At 69.7% G+C, this 17,832-nt stretch carries 12 protein-coding genes and 2 riboswitches; of the genes, 10 read left to right on the forward strand and 2 right to left on the reverse strand.

The window, feature by feature from the left end; genetic code table 11:
• Positions 1 to 213: 213 nt before the first annotated feature.
• The 3 genes from ACFQRI_RS06335 (at position 214) to ACFQRI_RS06345 (ending at position 1,426) form a co-directional block, all read left to right on the forward strand.
• Positions 214 to 615 carry an SSI family serine proteinase inhibitor gene (locus ACFQRI_RS06335; protein WP_380665430.1) on the forward strand — a complete coding sequence of 134 codons (402 nt, stop codon included), beginning with the start codon at positions 214 to 216 and terminating at the stop codon, positions 613 to 615.
• 94 nt (positions 616 to 709) lie between these two features.
• Positions 710 to 1,102, forward strand: a complete 393-nt coding sequence (locus ACFQRI_RS06340; RefSeq protein WP_380665432.1) for a YidH family protein — start codon at positions 710 to 712, stop codon at positions 1,100 to 1,102.
• 3 nt (positions 1,103 to 1,105) lie between these two features.
• On the forward strand, positions 1,106 to 1,426 hold the full coding sequence (locus ACFQRI_RS06345; RefSeq protein ID WP_380665434.1) for a DUF202 domain-containing protein: 321 nt from the start codon (positions 1,106 to 1,108) through the stop codon (positions 1,424 to 1,426).
• Between the two features lie 44 nt (positions 1,427 to 1,470).
• On the opposite strand, the gene ACFQRI_RS06350 is transcribed toward ACFQRI_RS06345, so the two are convergent.
• A complete protein-coding gene (locus ACFQRI_RS06350) occupies positions 1,471 to 2,826 on the reverse strand; it encodes an L-serine ammonia-lyase (RefSeq protein ID WP_380665436.1) in 1,356 nt (451 codons plus the stop codon).
• A 33-nt stretch (positions 2,827 to 2,859) separates the two neighbouring features.
• Complete coding sequence (gcvH, locus tag ACFQRI_RS06355) at positions 2,860 to 3,234, reverse strand: glycine cleavage system protein GcvH (RefSeq protein ID WP_380665438.1); 375 nt, start codon at positions 3,232 to 3,234, stop codon at positions 2,860 to 2,862.
• Between the two features lie 59 nt (positions 3,235 to 3,293).
• Positions 3,294 to 3,396, reverse strand: a riboswitch (glycine riboswitch).
• A riboswitch (glycine riboswitch) is annotated at positions 3,397 to 3,490 on the reverse strand.
• Between the two features lie 113 nt (positions 3,491 to 3,603).
• Between gcvH and ACFQRI_RS06360 the strand changes: the two genes are divergently transcribed.
• The 7 genes from ACFQRI_RS06360 to ACFQRI_RS06390 all read left to right on the forward strand — a co-directional run bounded on the left by ACFQRI_RS06360 (position 3,604) and on the right by ACFQRI_RS06390 (position 17,635).
• A complete protein-coding gene (locus tag ACFQRI_RS06360; protein ID WP_380665570.1) occupies positions 3,604 to 5,166 on the forward strand; it encodes a PucR family transcriptional regulator in 1,563 nt (520 codons plus the stop codon).
• Between the two features lie 165 nt (positions 5,167 to 5,331).
• Positions 5,332 to 6,447 (forward strand): alanine dehydrogenase, encoded by a 1,116-nt coding sequence (ald, locus tag ACFQRI_RS06365; protein ID WP_380665440.1) that lies wholly within the window; start codon positions 5,332 to 5,334, stop codon positions 6,445 to 6,447.
• A gap of 479 nt (positions 6,448 to 6,926) precedes the next feature.
• Positions 6,927 to 7,448 carry a hypothetical protein gene (locus tag ACFQRI_RS06370; protein WP_380665442.1) on the forward strand — a complete coding sequence of 174 codons (522 nt, stop codon included), beginning with the start codon at positions 6,927 to 6,929 and terminating at the stop codon, positions 7,446 to 7,448.
• Positions 7,449 to 7,590: 142 nt separating this feature from the next.
• Positions 7,591 to 8,583 (forward strand): ABC transporter ATP-binding protein, encoded by a 993-nt coding sequence (locus tag ACFQRI_RS06375; protein ID WP_380665572.1) that lies wholly within the window; start codon positions 7,591 to 7,593, stop codon positions 8,581 to 8,583.
• Entirely contained in the window at positions 8,583 to 9,437 is an 855-nt protein-coding gene (locus ACFQRI_RS06380) for an ABC transporter permease (RefSeq protein ID WP_380665444.1), read from the forward strand. The genes ACFQRI_RS06375 and ACFQRI_RS06380 overlap by 1 nt, the downstream gene beginning before the upstream one ends.
• Before the next feature lie 219 nt (positions 9,438 to 9,656).
• Positions 9,657 to 13,415 carry an ABC transporter ATP-binding protein gene (locus ACFQRI_RS06385; RefSeq protein ID WP_380665446.1) on the forward strand — a complete coding sequence of 1,253 codons (3,759 nt, stop codon included), beginning with the start codon at positions 9,657 to 9,659 and terminating at the stop codon, positions 13,413 to 13,415.
• A 593-nt stretch (positions 13,416 to 14,008) separates the two neighbouring features.
• Entirely contained in the window at positions 14,009 to 17,635 is a 3,627-nt protein-coding gene (locus tag ACFQRI_RS06390; protein ID WP_417750616.1) for a multifunctional oxoglutarate decarboxylase/oxoglutarate dehydrogenase thiamine pyrophosphate-binding subunit/dihydrolipoyllysine-residue succinyltransferase subunit, read from the forward strand.
• The last annotated feature ends 197 nt before the right edge of the window (positions 17,636 to 17,832 follow it).

Here is a 17,832-nt window from a genome sequence, read left to right on the forward strand (position 1 = left end):
TCGGACCTGGCGCCGCGCAGACTCCCACCCCTCAACCGAGCGATCCAGATCATGCCGGATTTGCCCGATTCGATGACGCCGCGTGACCACCCCCGCAACGGGCGAACCACGTTCCGGTGATCATGCCGTCGTTGCCCAGCGGATCTCCCCCTCCCGGCGATAGGCAGTGAAGCGATCGGTCCATTGCGGACATACCGATCGGGAGGGGAAGAAATGGATTCACCAAGACTCGTCGGTACGGCCCTGCTCGCCGCGGCGATGGCCGCGGGAGCGCTGGCGCCCGCCGCAACCGCCGCGGACCAGCAGCGAGCGCACCTGGGCGTGGTGAACCTGACGATCAGCGGTCACGACGCCAAGGACCTCCGCACGGCAATGCTCTCCTGCGGCCCGGATGCGGGCACTCACCCCGACCCCGGCGCGGCCTGCGAGGCGATCACCGACGTCGAGGGGGATTTCCACGCGATCGACGGGGGCAACGGCTTGTGCCCGCTCATCTACGACCCCGTGACGGTGCGCGCAACCGGCGTCTACGACGGGAGGGCCGTCGACTACGTCGACACCTTCTCCAACGCCTGCATCGCAGCCAGCAGGACCGCTGGCGTGTTCGCCTTCTGAATCCTCCGATCACGCGCCGCCCCACCCCTGGGACGCATCGTGACCGGCCAAGACGTCCACCGAGCTGCCGATCGCCACCGGTTACTGTTGAGCCATGGCAACCGATGGCGACCACGGCTCCGAGCGCTGGCCGCGACGGGTCTACGGCGAGGGCGACGAACCCGACCCCAGGTTCACCCTCGCCAACGAGCGCACCTTCCTCGCGTGGATCCGCACCGCGCTGGCGTTGATGGCCGGAGGCGTCGGCATCGAGGCGCTCAACGCCGTCACCGATCAGCCCAGCGCCGTGCGCACCGTGCTCGCCGTCAGCCTCCTCCTCGCTGGCGTGCTCTGCAGCGCAACGGCTTTCACCCGCTGGATGACGGCCGAACGCGCGCTGCGGCGAAGCCGCCCGCTGCCGGCGCCGAAGCTCGCTCCCGTCCTCGGCTACGGGCTGGCGGTCGTGGGTGTGATCGCCTGCGTCCTGCTCTTCGTCACCTGGGTCTAGCCGATGGCCAAACACCCGTGGGACCCGGGACTGCAGGTCGAACGCACCACCCTGGCCTGGCTGCGAACGGTCCTCGCCTTCACCGCGAGCTTGCTCGTGCTGCTGCGCCTGATCGCCCACCACAGCGTGGTGGCCGCGGTGGCCTGCACGCTGATCACACTTCCCGCCAGCGGGATCGTCGGCTGGATGATCTGGCGCAGGCACCGCTTCAGCGAACGCCGGCTGCACGCGAGCGCGCCGCTGCCGGGCGCGGCGTTGCCCGCCGCGACAGCGGCGCTGGCGATGCTGGCCGGCGCGACCGGCATCGTCTACGTGCTGTTCTGAGCCCGCGCTGACAGGAAGGTTCCCTTCCTCAGCTCAGCCGAGCGTCAGCACTCCACGACGTTGACGGCCAGTCCGCCGCGGGCGGTCTCCTTGTACTTGACCTTCATGTCCCGCCCCGTCTCGCGCATGGTCTTGATGACCTTGTCCAGCGACACGTAGTGCGTCCCGTTGCCGCGCAGCGCCATGCGGGCGGCCGTGATCGCCTTGACCGAGGCGACCGCGTTGCGCTCGATGCACGGGATCTGCACCAATCCGCCGATCGGATCGCAGGTGAGCCCGAGGTTGTGCTCCATCGCGATCTCGGCGGCGTTCTCCACCTGGCTCGGTGTGCCGCCCAGCACCTCGGCGAGGCCTGCGGCGGCCATCGAGCACGCCGAACCGACCTCGCCCTGGCAACCGACCTCCGCGCCGGAGATCGACGCGTTCTCCTTGAACAGCGCGCCCACCGCACCGGCCGCGAGCAGGAAGCGCACGACCGCGTCCTCGTCGGCGCCCGGCACGAACCGCGTGCAGTAGTGCAGCACCGCGGGCACGATGCCGGCCGCGCCGTTGGTGGGCGCGGTGACGACACGACCGCCGGAGGCGTTCTCCTCGTTGACCGCGAGCGCGAACAAGGTGACCCACTCCATGGGGTCGTCCTGCTCGGTCAGGGCCGCGAACAGCTCGGCCGCGCGCCTGCGCACGCGTAGTCCGCCGGGAAGATCGCCGGTGTTGCGGCACCCGTTGTCCACGCATTCGCGCATCACCCGCCAGATCTCCAGCAGACCGTCCCGCACGTCGCGCTCGTCCCGCCGGGACAGCTCGTTGGCCAGCATGACGCCGCTGATCGGCCGCCCCGATTCCTCGGTGCGCCGCAGCAGCTCAGCACCGGTGTGGAACGGCAGGGGAACTTCCGTGCGGTCGGGCTGGACCCGGTCGGAACCGGAGGCGTCCTCGTCCACGACGAATCCGCCGCCCACCGAGTAGTAAGTCGCCGAATCCAGCTCGGTCCCCGCGGAGTCGAAGGCGGTGAAGCGCAGGCCGTTCGGATGCACCGGAAGCGACCGGCGCCGGTGCAGGACGAGGTCCTGCGAGGTCGAGAAGGACACCTCTCGCGCACCGGCCAACCTCAGTCGGCCGGTGCGCTCGACCTCTTCGGCTCGCTGCGCTCCGGCCACCGGATCCACGGTCTCGGGGTCGTGCCCCGCCAGGCCGAGCAGCACCGCGTTGGGGCTGCCGTGCCCGTGGCCGGTAGCGCCGAGCGAACCGAACAACTCCGCTTTGACCCTGTCGACCTGCTCGAGCAGCCGGTTCTCGCGCAGCCTGCACCCGAACCGCTGCGCTGCGCGCATCGGGCCCACGGTGTGCGAGCTGGACGGTCCGATGCCGATCGAGAACAGGTCGAAGACGCTGATCGCCATTGATCTCGCCTCGTCCCGGGCTTTGGCTGGCGCCTACTCGTTGATGAATTCCGAGTACTGCTGGGCCGTGAGGGTCGCACCCGTGGCGGTCACGCGCACATCGAGCAACCAGCCCTTGTCGTAGGGGTCGGAGTTGACCACGGCCGGGTCGTCCACCACGGCCTCGTTGATGGCCACGACCTCGCCGGTGACGGGCGCGAACAGGTCGCTGACCGACTTGGTCGACTCGAGCTCACCGCAGGCCTGGCCGGCCTCGATCTGCTCGCCGACGTCGGGCAGCTGCACGAACACGATGTCGCCGAGCGCGTCGGCGGCGTGCTGGGTGATGCCCACGCGAGACACCTCGCCGCGGTCCTCGATCCACTCGTGCTCTTCGGTGTAGGACAGGTTGGTGGGCAGCGTCGACATAGCGGGAGGCTCCATGGCGTTGCGGGGGCGCGGTGGTGCGCCCCGGGGTTTCCGACTGGGCCTCCCCCTCTGTTGCGGAACCTGAGAGCTTCACCGCGGCCGTTGGGCGCGACTTGCACCGTGGGTGGCGCGTCGACGTTGACGAGCGCTTTCCAGAGTTGCCTCGCCCGCACGGTCATGGCTGCCTGAGAGTTTGCTGGGGAGATTTGCTCCTTCGGCGCCCTGCTCGAGGCAGGGGCTCTCCCGCACGGGGTCGCTGGCCGATATGCGATTGTCGATGTGCTCAGCAACGATAAACGTGCCAGTGCAGCTGTCAATGACCTGCCTAACAGTGCCCGGCAAAGGCACAGGTCGTCAGGAGGACCGGTGATGCTCGACGTCGGGGCGCTGGTCGAGCGGGTCGGACCGACCCTGCTGCGAACGGTGATCACCGGCGAACCCTCCGTCTGCGTCGGCGACGTGGTCATCGCCGAGCCGGGCGAGCCGGCCTCGGCCGCCGAAGGCGATCTGGTGCTCGGGATCGCGGTTGGCGACCGGCCGAGCGCGGTGGAGCTGGTGCGCCGCTGCGGCGAGCTGGGTGCCGCTGCGGTGCTGCTCAAGGCGCCCGTCGGAACCGACGAGCAGGTCGCCGAGGCCGCCCGTGATTCGGGGATCGGCCTGGTGGAGGTGCGGGCGGGAACTGCGTGGGCACAACTCGTGTGGTTGATCCGGGCGGCGATGGCGGGAACCGGCGTCGGCCAAGCGTCCGAGAGCACGGCCGATCCGGGGGTGGCCGATCTGTTCCGGCTGGCCGATGCGGTGGCCGATGTCGTCGACGCGCCGGTGACCATCGAGGACGCGCATTCCCAGGTGTTGGCTCATTCGGCGCGCCAAGACCTGACCGATCCGGCGCGCATCTCGACGATCATGGGTCGTCGCCAGCCCGACGACGTGTTGGCGAAGTTCCGCTCCCGCGGCACGTTCCGGCAGCTCACCAAGGGCAGTTCGGCGATCTTCGTGCCAGCTCAGCAGGACGGCACGCTGCCGAGGCTGGTGGTGCCCATCCGGATGGGCGGCGAGCTGCTGGGGTCGATGTGGGCGGTGGTGCCCGGGCCGGTCTCCGAGGAACGGGCCTCGGCCTTCGCCGACACCGCACCGCTGGTGGCCTTGCAGTTGCTGCGGTGGCGCGCGGTGGCCGACGTGCAGCGGCGGCGGTCCGCCGAGCAGGTGCGGCTGCTGCTCGACGGCGGCGAGGGCTGGCGGGCGGCGGCCAACGAGCTGGCCGTGCCCAACGAGGCGCACCGGGTCATCGCCATCGAGATCCCCGAGTCCGACGATTCCGCCGAGGGACACCGGCTGGCGCTGTGGGAGTGGATCACCCGCGGCGTAGGGCGGCGGCCGCTGGTCACCGAGGCCGGCGCGGTGCTGTACGCGATCGTTCCCGACCGAGCGCGCGGCGGCGGCTGGCCGGAGCTGCGCGAGGCGCTCGTGTCGCACGAGGCCTCCCCGCCGCCGTTGATCGCCGTGGGCACCGCCGTGGCGGTCGCCGACGTGCCGCGGTCGCGGGCGCAGGCCGACGAGCTGATCGCGCTGCTGCGCGCGGGACATATGCAGCAGCGCGTGGCGGTGTACGAGGACGTGTGGCACCTGCTGATCCTCAGCCGGATGGCGGGGGCCTCCACGGACGCGGGCGTGGGCTCCCTGGGACCGCTCCCGGTGTTGCGGGAGCACGACCGCGCTCAGGGGACGGAGTACCTGCCGACCTTGCACGCGTGGCTGCGGCATCCCGGCGACCCGCGACGCGCGAGCCGGGAACTTCGCGTCCACCCGAACACCTTCCGGTACCGGATGAAGCGGATCGGGCAGCTGGTCGAGGTCGATCTCGACGATCCGGACGTCCGTTCGGCGCTGCTGGTGCAGCTGCTGGCCGAGCGGTGGGCGCAGCACGGCTGAGCAGGGGAACCTTCCTGCCACTCGGCTGCCGAGGCGCCCGGTGACCGCGGGCGGCGGTTGTGCCGGTAGCACAAACGCCCCCGATCAATCTCATTGCGCGGGAATGATGCGCCGGGCCCCGGCTGGACCGATCGTTGTCCGTAACGGCAACGAAAGGACTCCACGGTGAAGATCGCAGTGCCTCGCGAAATCAAGAACAACGAGTACCGGGTCGCGATCACGCCGGCTGGTGTGCACGAGCTCACCGACCGCGGTCACGACGTCTTCGTCGAAGCCGGCGCGGGGGCCGGTTCGTCGATCCCCGACGAGGACTACTTGGCGGCTGGGGCCAAGGTGCTGCCCGCCGCCGACGAGGTGTGGGCAGAGGGCGAGCTGGTGCTCAAGGTCAAGGAGCCCATCGCCGAGGAGTACCCGCGCATGCGGCGCGACCAGGTGCTGTTCACCTACCTGCACTTGGCGGCCTCGGCGGAGCTCACCGACGCCATGCTGGACTCGGGCGTCACGGGCATCGCCTACGAGACGGTGCAGACCGCCGATGGCGGGCTTCCGCTGCTGGCTCCGATGAGCGAGGTCGCCGGGCGGCTCGCGCCGCTGGTGGGCGCGCACTCGATGATGCGGCCCAGCGGCGGTCGCGGCGTGCTGCCGGGCGGCGTGCCCGGTGTGCACCCGGCTCGGGTGGTGGTGATCGGCGGCGGCGTGGCCGGCCTGAACGCCGCGCGCGTAGCGCTGGGCATGGGCTCCGACGTCGAGCTGCTGGACACCAACGTCGACAAGCTGCGCGAGATCGACCGCGACTTCCACGGCCAGATCCGCACGGTGGCCTCCAACCGCTATGCCGTGGAGCAGTCCGTCCGGGCTGCCGACCTAGTCATCGGCGCGGTGCTGATCCCCGGGGCGAAGGCGCCGAAGCTGGTGTCCAATCACCTGGTCTCGGAGATGAAGCCGGGCAGCGTGCTCGTCGACATCGCCATCGACCAGGGCGGCTGCTTCGCCGACTCGCGGCCGACCACGCACGACGAGCCCACCTACCGGGTGCACGATTCGGTGTTCTACTGCGTGGCGAACATGCCGGGCGCGGTGCCCAACACCTCCACGCACGCGCTGACGAACGTGACGCTCCCCTACGTCCTGCGCATCGCCGAGTCCGGCTGGCAGCAGGCGTGCAAGGCGGACGCGGCGCTCGCCGGTGGCGTCAACACCCACGACGGTGTGCTGGTCAATCGGCCGGTGGCCGAGGCGCACGGACGCAGCAGCGTCGAGTTGAGCTCGGTGCTCGGCTGATCGTCACACCGGGATGAGGAGGGGAACCTTCACCGCACAAGCGGCAGGAAGGTTCCCCTTCTCATCTCGCGGCAGCGATTGCGGGCAGGATCCGTGAATTCCTGTCCCGAAGCGGAGCGGAAGTCGCCGATTTTCCACATTGCGCGTTTCCGTTGAATAGAAGAAGGCACGCTGCGAAATGGCCGCGAAGCAAAAGGGGCGGCCCGCTCAACCAGCCTGGGGGTCACCGGGAGCAGGCCGCCACACTCAGTGTAGGACACGATCGCGGGTTTGCCGACGACGTGAGCCAGCGCTTCGGCGCCAAATTACAGCGGAATCGATAACCACTCGATGGGGTGAGTCTGACCGGGTGCCCGTGCAGGCGTAAACACCCAGTGCCGATGTCACCCGTTGGAGTAGCTCGGGTGATCGCCGCACCCGGACTTCTCCACCGGCGAAAACGCCGGTTGCGAAACGTTCGCCTACGGGTGGGAGAAAGCGTGACGGACACAGCACTGCGCAAGGCTGTTCTCGATCGACTCGACAGGCTGGATCGATTGATGGGCGAGGAGGAGGACGCCGATTCGCTGTTATCGATCGCCCGTTCCGAGCTGCACCGGCTGTCGGCCGGACTGCTCGTGGTGCTCGCCGAACACCAGCCCGACGAAGACGGGCACTGCCCCACGTGCGCGGGGACGACCTGCGCGAACCCGTGGCCGTGCGCGGTGTGGGAGACCGCGCACCGCCAGCTGATCGCTCACCAGACCGGCGAGAACCGCTCGCGAGGTGACACCGACACCACCGAGCGGAGCGGAAAGCACCTCAACGAGGTCTCCGACGTGTCGGTGATCCCCGAGCCGATCGTGGCCGCCACCGGGCCCGGCCCCAGCGATTGGGACACCGGTGAGTTCACCCGGCCCAACCTCACGACCGTGCCGCCCCAGCCACCGGTCCAGCTCGCCGGCCGGTTGGAGACCGATCACACCAAGATCTACCGGGCAGCGGTGGTGTCCCGCTCCTGACGCCGCTGGCCGGGAGGACGCCGGCACCGATTGCCCCACGCATCGCCCGAGCGCCCGCGCCGGTCGGGCAGGATGGTCCCAACGGGCTGGCCCGTGGGTCCGCCCGCGGACCGACCGGCGAGGGGCGATCTTGGAGGAGCGTGTGCACGACGGCAGCGGCCGGATCCACGTGCAAGGGCTGAGCAAGAGCTTCGGCCAGCTCCCGGCGGTGCAGAACCTGACCTTCACGGTGCACCCCGGCGTGGTGACCGGTTTCCTCGGACCCAACGGGGCGGGCAAGACCACGGCCTTGCGCATGATCCTCGGCCTGGTCCAGCCGTCCTCAGGCACCGCGACCATCAACGGACTGCAGTTCTCCGAGCTGCCCAACCCGGCCGGGGTGGTCGGCGCCGTGCTCGACGCGCACGGTTTCCACCCCGGCCGCACGGCCAACCAGCACCTGCTCTGCTACGCCGCCGCGATGGACGTCCCCGACGAGCAGGTCGACCGAGCGCTCAACCTCGTCGGGCTCAAGGTCGCCGCCAACCGCAAGATCGGCTCGTACTCCCTGGGCATGCGCCAGCGCCTCGCCCTGGCCTCCGCCCTGATGGGCGACCCGCAGATCCTGGTGCTCGACGAGCCGGCCAACGGGCTGGACCCGGAGGGCATCGCCTGGCTGCGCGAGTTCCTCAAGGCCTTCGTCGCCGGTGGCCGAACGGTGCTGATGTCCAGTCACTTCCTGCGCGAGATCGAGCACACCGCGGACCGCTTGGTGGTCATCAGCCGCGGGCACTGCGTGTACGACGGCCACCTCGACGAGCTCCGGGCCGCGCAGAGCTCGCGTGCGCTCGTCCAGGCCTCCGACCCGCAGCAATTGACCGTCAAGGCGCAGGAGGCCGGGTTCGGCGTGGAGTTCCTGCCCGATGGTCGGCTCGCCGTCCTCGGCGCAGACTCGGCCACGGTCGCCGATCTGGCGGCCGAGTGCGGCGTCGCGCTCTACGGCATGCGCGACGAACGCATCGACCTTGAGCAGCTGTTCTTCCAGCTGACCAACGGTCAGTTCTCCGGTGGGCCGAACTACGGTCCGTCCATGCCTGGCCAACCGCCACCACCGGGACAGCACGGGACGACGAGCACCTGGGGGCCCGGTCTGTGATGCCTGCGTTGATCCGGGCGGAGTTCCGCAAGATCTTCACCACGAACCTGTGGTGGGCGATGCTGATCCCGGTCGTCGTGCTCGCGTTCTGCGCGGGGTGGCTGGGCACCGCGTTCGTGGGACTCATCGACATGATCGAACAGTTCCAGGCCACGCTGCCGCTGGGGCTGCTGTCGGTATCCCTGTCGACCAACATCGGAACGATCTTCGCGCTGCTGTTCGGCGCGATGTCCTTCGCGGGCGAGTACCGCAACAACACCATCACCGCGACCTACCTGACCGCGAATCCGCGCGGCGCGGTGCTCGCCGCGAAGCTGACCGCCTGCGGGGTCGTCGGGCTGACCTACGGGCTGGCCAACGTGCTGTTCGCCAGCCTCGGCGCGCTGCTCGGCGCGGGGCCCGGCCTGGCCAACTTCGGCAGAATCGGCGACTGGCTCAGCGTCGGCGGCGCCGGAGTGCTGTCGATGCTGCTGTGGGCGCTGCTGGGCGTGGGCTTCGGAGCGCTGGTCACCAACGCCGTGCTGGTGGTGATCGCCCCGCTGGTCTACAAGTTCGTCATCGAGTTCACCGTCTCGATCAGCGTGATGGAAACCACCCTGTCGGGCATCGGGCCGTACCTGCCCGCAGCGGCGGGCAACGGCATCGTCTCCAACCTGGCGGTGCCGCTGTTCGTCTCCGCGGTCGCCGGCCCCGATGAGCCCAACACCCCGCGAGGGGCCTTCGAGCTGCTGCACCTGTTCTTCGGCGGCACCTACGACCACCCGTGGTGGCTGAGCCTGCTGACCTTCGCCTGCTACGCGGCCGCATTCGTGGCGGGAGCGTGGTTCGTGGGCCGCCGGCGCGACATCGCGTGAGGTGTGCAGGGGAACCTTCCTGTCACGTCCCCTGACGCGTGGGCCGCAAGTGGCAGGAAGGTTCCCCTGCTCGACTTCCGCTCCCGCTCGAACCGGATGAAGGGTCCGTTCCTCCGTCGAACGCTGCGCGCAGGATCGATCCCTCGGAGCGGGGTTCCGGTAGTCACACCGACTGCTCGGCGGTGCTGCGCGGTCGGTGGTGCGGCCTAACCTGGTCGCGTGAGCGACTCCGGTAATCCCCGCCCTTCGTCCGGCGGCTGGATCCGTCGCCTCTTCTCCGCCTGCCGGCGTCATCCGGCCGCTTTGGTGCTGGCCATGGGCGCCTCGGTGACGGCGGTCGGGTTGGAGGCCGTGGTTCCGCTGCTGACCAAGGTCGCCGTCGACGATGCCGTCGCCCACAGCACCGATCGGCTGTGGCCGATCGTGGCCGGGCTGGTGGCGCTGGGCGTGTTCAGCTTCGGCGCGGCGTTCGTCCGCCGCTACAGCGCCGGGCGGCTGGCGCTGGACGTGCAGCACGACCTGCGACGCGCGGTGTTCGCGGCGATGCAGCGACTCGACGGCGGCAAGCAGGACGCGCTGCGCACCGGACAAGTCGTGTCCCGGTCGATCAGCGACCTTCAGCTGGTCAACGCGTTGCTGTCCATGATGCCGCTGGCCGCGGGCACCGCGGTGCTCGCGGTGTTCGCGATCTCGGCGATGCTGTGGCTGTCCCCGCTGCTCACCGTGGTCGCGCTGATCGTGGCACCGCTGGTCGCCGTGATCTCGGCGCGCAGCAAGAAGCGGCTGTTCCCGGCCACCTGGTCGGCCCAGCAGCGCGCCGCCGACATCGCCCAGCACGTCGAGGAGACCGTCACCGGCGTGCGCGTCGTCAAGGGGTTCGGCCAGGAGGGCCGTGAAGTCGGCAAGCTGCGCGAGGGGGCGCGCCGGCTGTTCGGCGAGCGGATGCGGGCCGCTCGGCTGACCTCGTTGCCGACGGCCAGCCTGGCCGCGCTGCCCTCGGCGGGCCAGGTCGGCGTGCTCGGGCTCGGCGGCTGGATGGTGCTGCAGAACCAGGTGAGCTTGGGAACTTTCGTGGCATTCGCCGGCTACGTCACGATGCTCACAGGTCCGGCCAGGATGCTCTCCAGCATCGTCATCCAGGGTCAGCTCACGCGCGCGGGTGTGGAGCGCATCTACGAGCTCATCGATTCCCAGCCAGAGGTCCGGGAAAAGCCCGACGCGCACGATCTGCCCGACGGACCGATCGAGGTGCGGCTCGACGAGGTCGACTTCGGCTACACCCGGGACCAGCCCGTGCTGCGCGAGGCGTCGTTGCGGGTGCGCCCCGGGGAGACCGTCGCGATCGTGGGCCCGGCGGGTTCGGGCAAGTCCACGGTGTCGCTGCTGCTGCCCCGCTTCTACGACGTGCATTCGGGCAGCATCGCGCTCGCCCCGGCCGATTCCCCCGAGGACGGCCAGGACGTGCGGGACCTACGTTTCGAGTCCCTGCGCAGCGCCGTCGGGGTGGTGTTCGAGGAAGCTTTCCTGTTCTCCGACTCCATCCGCGGCAACATCGCCTACGGGCGGCCGGAGGCCACGGCGGACGAGGTGATCGCGGCGGCCAAGGCCGCCGAGGCGCACGAGTTCATCACCGGCCTGCCCGATGGCTACGACACCAATGTCGGCGAGCGCGGGCTGACGTTGTCGGGCGGGCAGCGCCAGCGCGTCGCTCTGGCCCGCGCCCTGCTGTCCGACCCGCGGGTGCTGGTTCTCGACGACGCGACCTCGGCAGTGGACCCGGCGACCGAGGCCGCCATTCACGGCACGCTGCGATCGGTCACCGCGCAACGCACCACGCTGTTGATCGCGCACCGCCGCTCCACGCTCGCGCTGGCCGATCGGATCGTGGTGCTCGACGAGGGGCGCGTGGTCGACACCGGAACGGAGGCCGAGCTGCTCGCTCGCTGCGAGCTGTTCCGCTCGTTGCTGGCCGGACCGGGTGAAGCGATCGATGCCGCGCACCACCGCAGCGATCCGGGTCCCGACGGGTCGTCCCCCGAGCTGTGGCCGGAACCCGATGTTCAGGAGCAGTCGCTGATCTCGGCCGCGGCGGCCGAGACCGGGGGCCGCAACGGCATGGCGGGAACCTCGACCCCGCCCACGCCGGAGCTGATCGAGGGGATCGGCAAGCTGCCGCCGGTGCGCGACGAACCGCGGGAGGAGGGCACCAACGCCACCGCGCCCGATCCGAACTTCAAGCTGTCCCGGCTGCTCAAGCCGATCCGGTGGGGATTGCTGCTGACCGTCGCCCTGGTCGCCGGCGACGCGCTGACCTCGGTGCTCCTGCCCTCCCTGGTGCGCCACGGCGTCGACGGCGGGGTCGGTACGGGCAACCCGAACGCGCTGTGGGCGGCCACGGCCGTGGCGGGCCTGGTGGTGTTGGGCGGCTGGTTGGTGATCAAGCTGCAGACCGTGGTGGCCGCCCGCACCGGGGAGTCGTTGCTCTACGTCTTGCGGTTGCGCAGCTTCGCGCACCTGCAGCGACTCGGCCTGGACTTCTACGAGCGGGAGTTGGCCGGGCGGATCATGACCCGCATGACCACCGACGTCGATGCCCTGTCGACGTTCCTGCAGACCGGGCTGGCCACCTTCGTGGTCAGCGCGCTGACGCTGGTGGGCATCGCGGGGGCGCTGCTGATCACGGATGTTTCGCTGGCCCTGGTGGCCATGGCGGTGCTGCCGGTGCTGGTCGTGGCCACGGTGATCTTCCGACGAGTGTCCTCGAAGGCCTACTCCGAGGCGCGGGAGCGCGTCAGCATCGTCAACGCCGATCTGCAGGAGAACGTCTCCGGGATGCGGGTGGCCCAGGCCCACCAGCGCGAGGGGCACGCCGCGCGGATCTTCTCCCAGCGCAGCGACGACTACCGGCGCACCCGGCTGCGAGCCCAGCGCTACATCGCGACCTACTTCCCATTCGTCACGCTGCTGTCGGACATCGCCCAAGCCGCTGTGCTGGGCGTGGGGGCCGCGCGCGTGGCCTCCGGGGACTTGACCTCGGGTGTTCTGGTCGCCTTCCTGCTGTACCTGCGGCTGTTCTTCTCCCCGGTGCAGCAGCTCGGCGGCGTCTTCGACGCCTATCAGCAGGCGCGGGTGGGGCTCAAGCGCATCGGTGAGCTGCTGCGCACGCCGACGTCGGTGCCCGACACGGCTGAGCCGGTCGCGATCGAGGGGCGGCTGCGCGGCGGGATCGAACTGCGGTCGGTGTCGTTCCGCTACCCCGGCACCGAGCAGTACGCGCTGCGGGACGTGTCGCTGGCGGTGCAGCCGGGCGAGACGGTGGCGCTGGTGGGAGCGACCGGTGCGGGGAAGTCGACCTTGATCAAGCTGCTCGCGCGGTTCTACGACGTCACCGAGGGCGCGGTGCTGATCGACGGGGTCGACGTGCGCCGGTACGGACTCGCCGAGTTCCACCAGCGGCTGGCCGTGGTGCCGCAGGAAGGGCATCTGTTCGCCGGTGACGTGGCGAGCAACATCGCCTACGCGCGCCCGGGCGCGACACCGGCCGAGATCGAGACCGCCGCGCGCGACGTGGGAGCGCTTCCGGGGATCGCCATGCTGCCGCGGGGCTTCCGCCAGGAGGTCGGCGAGCGGGGGCGGTCGTTGTCGGCCGGGCAGCGTCAGCTGGTCGCCCTGGCGCGCGCCGAGCTGGTCGATCCCGACGTGCTGCTGCTCGACGAGGCCACGGCGGCGCTCGACCCGGCGACCGAGTCGATGGTGGTGGCCGCCAGCGATCGGCTGGCGGCTCGGCGGACGACGTTCGTCGTGGCGCACCGGTTGGGCACCGCGGCTCGGGCCGATCGCATCGTGGTCGTCGACGGTGGCCGCATCGTCGAGCAGGGCAGTCATGATCAGCTGCTGGCCAGGCACGGGTACTACGCGCGGCTGTGGCGAGCGGCCGATGAGCGCACCAGTCGGCAGGTGGACAGCAACATCGCGTGAGAGGAAGGTTCCCTTCCCGGCCGCTGAGTGCCGGGAAGGGAACTTTTCGGTCAGCTCGCCGCGGCCGCGAGTGTGAGCTTGGGAACCTTTCTATTACGAATCGACGGTCGACTCCCCCGCTGAACACGTTCTGGTAATGGAACGACACGCTGCGCCACCACTCCGCGCAGGACCGCGCGGGCTCGGCGCTCAGATGAGCGCCCGCCGTCACCGCCTACCGCGGTCGCATCGAAATCGGTGACCGATCGACCACACAGCGTGTCGATGAAACGTCATAATGGGGATGGACGACATCCCGGGTGGAAGAGCACCAAGCGCCGCTGAGCAGCGGGCGGGACATAGTAGGTGCGGCTGTTGATCGTTCGCGTGATCCATTTGGGGGGACATCCCCCCTGGAAAGACGATCCTGATCGATTTTGTGACAGATATCGGTCCGCCGAACGGCCGTCCTGTGTGTCAACCTCGCGATTCGGACGGCTAGCCTGGTACCCGAGTGTGTCTGTAAATCACGAGCAGATGGATCGAGGCGAACGCCAGCCGTGTCCAGCAGCCCCGCGTCACAGTTCGGCCCCAATGAGTGGTTGATCGAAGAGATGTACGAGCAGTACCTCCAAGATCCCACCTCCGTAGACTCGGCGTGGCACGAATTCTTCGCCGACTACAAGTCGGGCCAGGCAGCCAAAGACAACACCGCGACCGCGGCTGCGGCCGGCGCCGCGGCGGCCCCGGCGAACACCGCCACCGCTCCGCGCACCGGTGAGACCAACGGCCAGGCGCCGTCGGCTCCAGCCCCGCAGCCGGCCAAGCCGGCCGCCGCGAGCAAGCCGTCCCCGCAGCAGGCGGCCAAGGCCGCTCCGGTCAAGGAGCCGCAGGCCCAGGGCGACGTGAAGACGCTTCGCGGCGCCGCAGCGGCGATCGCCAAGAACATGGACCAGTCGCTGACCGTTCCGACCGCGACCAGCGTTCGCGCGGTGCCGGCCAAGCTGCTGTTCGACAACCGCATCGTCATCAACAACCACCTCAAGCGGAACAAGGGCGGGAAGGTCTCCTTCACCCACCTGATCGGCTACGCGCTGGTCCAGGCGGTCAAGGCCTTCCCGAACATGAACCGCCACTACGGCGAGGACGCCAAGGGCAAGCCCGCGGCCGTCACGCCGGAGCACATCAACCTGGGCCTGGCCATCGACCTGCCGGGCAAGGACGGTGCGCGCAACCTCGTGGTCGCCTCCATCAAGGCCTGCGAGGAGATGTCGTTCTACCAGTTCTGGCAGGCCTACGAGGACATCATCCGCAAGGCGCGCAACAACGCGCTGACCGCGGACGACTTCTCCGGCACCACGATCTCGCTGACCAACCCCGGCCCGTCGGGCACCAACCACTCGGTGCCGCGGCTGACCCAGGGCCAGAGCGCGATCATCGGCGTCGGCGCGATGGACTACCCGGCCGAGTTCCAGGGCGCCAGCGAGAAGACGCTGGTCGACATGGGCATCAGCAAGATCGTGACGCTGACGTCCACCTACGACCACCGCGTCATCCAGGGCGCCGAGTCCGGCGACTTCCTGCGCCGGGTGCACTCGCTGCTGCTGGGCGAGGACGGGTTCTTCGACGACATCTTCGCGTCGCTGCGCATCCCGTACGAGCCGGTGCGCTGGACCAACGACATCCCCGAGGGCGCGGTCGACAAGACCGCTCGGGTGCTCGAGCTCATCGACGCCTACCGCACGCGCGGCCACCTGATGGCCGACATCGACCCGCTGAACTACCGGCAGCGCAGGCACGAGGACCTCGACGTCCTCTCGCACAGCCTGACGCTGTGGGACCTCGACCGCGAGTTCGCGGTCGGCGGGTTCGCGGGCAAGGAGAAGATGAAGCTGCGCGACGTGCTCGGCGTGCTGCGCGACTCCTACTGCCGCACCGTCGGCGTGGAGTACATGCACATCCTCGAGCCCGACGAGCGCGAGTGGCTGCAGGAGCGGGTCGAGAAGCCGCACGAGAAGCCGGACCCGACCGAGCAGAAGTACATCCTGTCCAAGCTCAACGCCGCCGAGGCCTTCGAGACCTTCCTGCAGACCAAGTACGTCGGCCAGAAGCGCTTCTCGCTGGAGGGCGCCGAGACCGTCGTACCGCTGCTGGACGCGGTGCTCGACACCTCCGCTGACAACGAGCTCGACGAGGTCGTCGTCGGCATGCCGCACCGCGGTCGCCTCAACGTGCTGGCCAACATCGTGGGCAAGCCGATCTCGCAGATCTTCCGCGAGTTCGAGGGCAACCTGGACCCGGGCCAGGCGCACGGCTCCGGTGACGTGAAGTACCACCTGGGTGCCGAGGGCAAGTACTTCCGGATGTTCGGCGACGGCGAGACCAAGGTGTCGCTGACCTCGAACCCCTCGCACCTGGAGGCCGTGGACCCGGTGCTGGAGGGCATCGTCCGCGCCAAGCAGGACATCCTGGACAAGGGCCAGGAGGGCTTCACCGTCCTGCCGGTGCTGCTGCACGGCGACGCCGCCTTCGCCGGGCAGGGCGTGGTCGCCGAGACGCTGAACCTGTCGCTGCTGCGCGGTTACCGCACCGGCGGCACGGTGCACGTGATCGTCAACAACCAGGTCGGTTACACCACCGCGCCGGAGCACTCCCGCTCCAGCAAGTACTGCACCGACGTGGCCAAGACCATCGGCGCGCCGGTGTTCCACGTCAACGGCGACGACCCCGAGGCCTGCGTGTGGGTCGCGAAGCTGGCCGTGCAGTACCGCCAGGCGTTCGGCAAGGACGTCGTCATCGACATGGTCTGCTACCGCCGCCGCGGGCACAACGAGGGCGACGACCCGTCGATGACGCAGCCGAAGATGTACGACGCGATCGACAAGATGCGCAGCGTACGCAAGGTCTACACCGAGTCGCTGATCGGCCGCGGTGACATCACCGTGGAGGAGGCCGAGAAGGCGCTCAAGGACTACGCCGCGCAGCTGGAGCACGTGTTCAACGAGGTGCGCGAGCTGGAGAAGACCCCGCCGGAGCCGAGCCCGTCGGTGGAGTCCGAGCAGCAGGTCCCGCGCGGCCTGTCCACCGCGATCTCCCGCGAGGACCTGGAGCACATCGCCGAGGCGCAGATCAACCTGCCGGAGGGCTTCACCCCGCACCCGCGCGTCAAGCCGGTGCTGGAGCGCCGCGCCAAGATGGGCCGCGAGGGCGGCATCGACTGGGCCTTCGGTGAGCTGCTGGCGTTCGGTTCGCTGGTCAACGAGGGCCGCCAGGTCCGCCTGACCGGGCAGGACTCGCGCCGCGGCACCTTCGGTCAGCGCCACTCGGTGCTCATCGACCGCAAGAACAACTCCGAGTACACGCCGCTGCAGAACCTGTCGGACGACCAGGGCAAGTTCCTGGTCTACGACTCGGCGCTGTCGGAGTTCGCCGCGCTGGGCTTCGAGTACGGCTACTCGGTGGGCAACCCCGATGCGCTGGTGCTGTGGGAAGCGCAGTTCGGTGACTTCTTCAACGGTGCCCAGTCGGTCATCGACGAGTTCATCTCGTCCGGCGAGGCCAAGTGGGGGCAGCGCTCCGACGTGGTGATGCTGCTGCCGCACGGCCAGGAGGGCCAGGGACCGGACCACAGCTCGGGCCGCATCGAGCGGTGGCTGCAGCTGTGCGCCGAGGGATCCATGACGGTGGCGATGCCGTCGACCCCGGCGAACTACTTCCACCTGCTGCGGCGTCACGCGCTGGACGGCATCCACCGTCCGCTGGTGGTGTTCACGCCGAAGTCGATGCTGCGGCTCAAGGCCGCGACCAGCCCCGTGGAGGACTTCACCGAGGGCAAGTTCACCTCGGTGATCGACGACCCGGCCCAGCCGGACCCGTCGCAGGTCAAGAAGCTGGTGCTGTGCACCGGCAAGCTCTACTACGAGCTGGCCGCCCACCGCGACAAGCAGGGCATCACCGACACCGCGATCGCGCGGCTCGAGCAGCTCTACCCGCTGCCGCACCGCAAGCTGGGCGCGCTGTTCGAGCGCTACCCGAACGTGGAGTCGGTGCGCTGGACCCAGGAGGAGCCGGCCAACCAAGGTGCCTGGCCGTTCCTGGGCCTGTCGCTGCCGGAGCTGTTCCCGCAGCTGATCGGCAAGCTGCAGCGGGTCTCGCGCCGCCCGATGGCCGCCCCGGCCACCGGCCTGGCCAAGGTCCACGAGGTCGAGCAGGCAGAGGTCGTGGAGTCGGCCTTCGCCTGATCCGCACCCCCGAAGCGGGCCGCCGGTTCCCCGGGAACCGGCGGCCCGCTTTCGCGCGGTGGGTGCGCCAGATCGGTTCCCCCGCTCGCCTGAGCCGCCCCGGGCGGGTGCGGCGTGGGAACCGTCCTGTCGTTGGCGGCGGGCCCGGGGTCAACGATCGAATCGGGTTTCGTACCCTGCTGTTCCCGGAACGCTTC

The sequence above is a fragment of the Saccharopolyspora griseoalba genome, assembly GCF_042665275.1.
Lineage (GTDB): Bacteria > Actinomycetota > Actinomycetes > Mycobacteriales > Pseudonocardiaceae > Saccharopolyspora > Saccharopolyspora griseoalba.

Bases quoted from the DNA above. Each gene is read 5' to 3' on its own strand.
- ACFQRI_RS06380 (WP_380665444.1), top strand. From the start codon at position 8,583: ATGCCTGCGTTGATCCGGGCGGAGTTCCGCAAGATCTTCACCACGAAC.
- gcvH (WP_380665438.1), bottom strand. From the start codon at position 3,234: ATGTCGACGCTGCCCACCAACCTGTCCTACACCGAAGAGCACGAGTGG.
- ACFQRI_RS06390 (WP_417750616.1), top strand. From the start codon at position 14,009: ATGTACGAGCAGTACCTCCAAGATCCCACCTCCGTAGACTCGGCGTGG.
- ACFQRI_RS06335 (WP_380665430.1), top strand. From the start codon at position 214: ATGGATTCACCAAGACTCGTCGGTACGGCCCTGCTCGCCGCGGCGATG.
- ACFQRI_RS06345 (WP_380665434.1), top strand. From the start codon at position 1,106: ATGGCCAAACACCCGTGGGACCCGGGACTGCAGGTCGAACGCACCACC.
- ACFQRI_RS06350 (WP_380665436.1), bottom strand. From the start codon at position 2,826: ATGGCGATCAGCGTCTTCGACCTGTTCTCGATCGGCATCGGACCGTCC.
- ACFQRI_RS06360 (WP_380665570.1), top strand. From the start codon at position 3,604: ATGCTCGACGTCGGGGCGCTGGTCGAGCGGGTCGGACCGACCCTGCTG.
- ACFQRI_RS06340 (WP_380665432.1), top strand. From the start codon at position 710: ATGGCAACCGATGGCGACCACGGCTCCGAGCGCTGGCCGCGACGGGTC.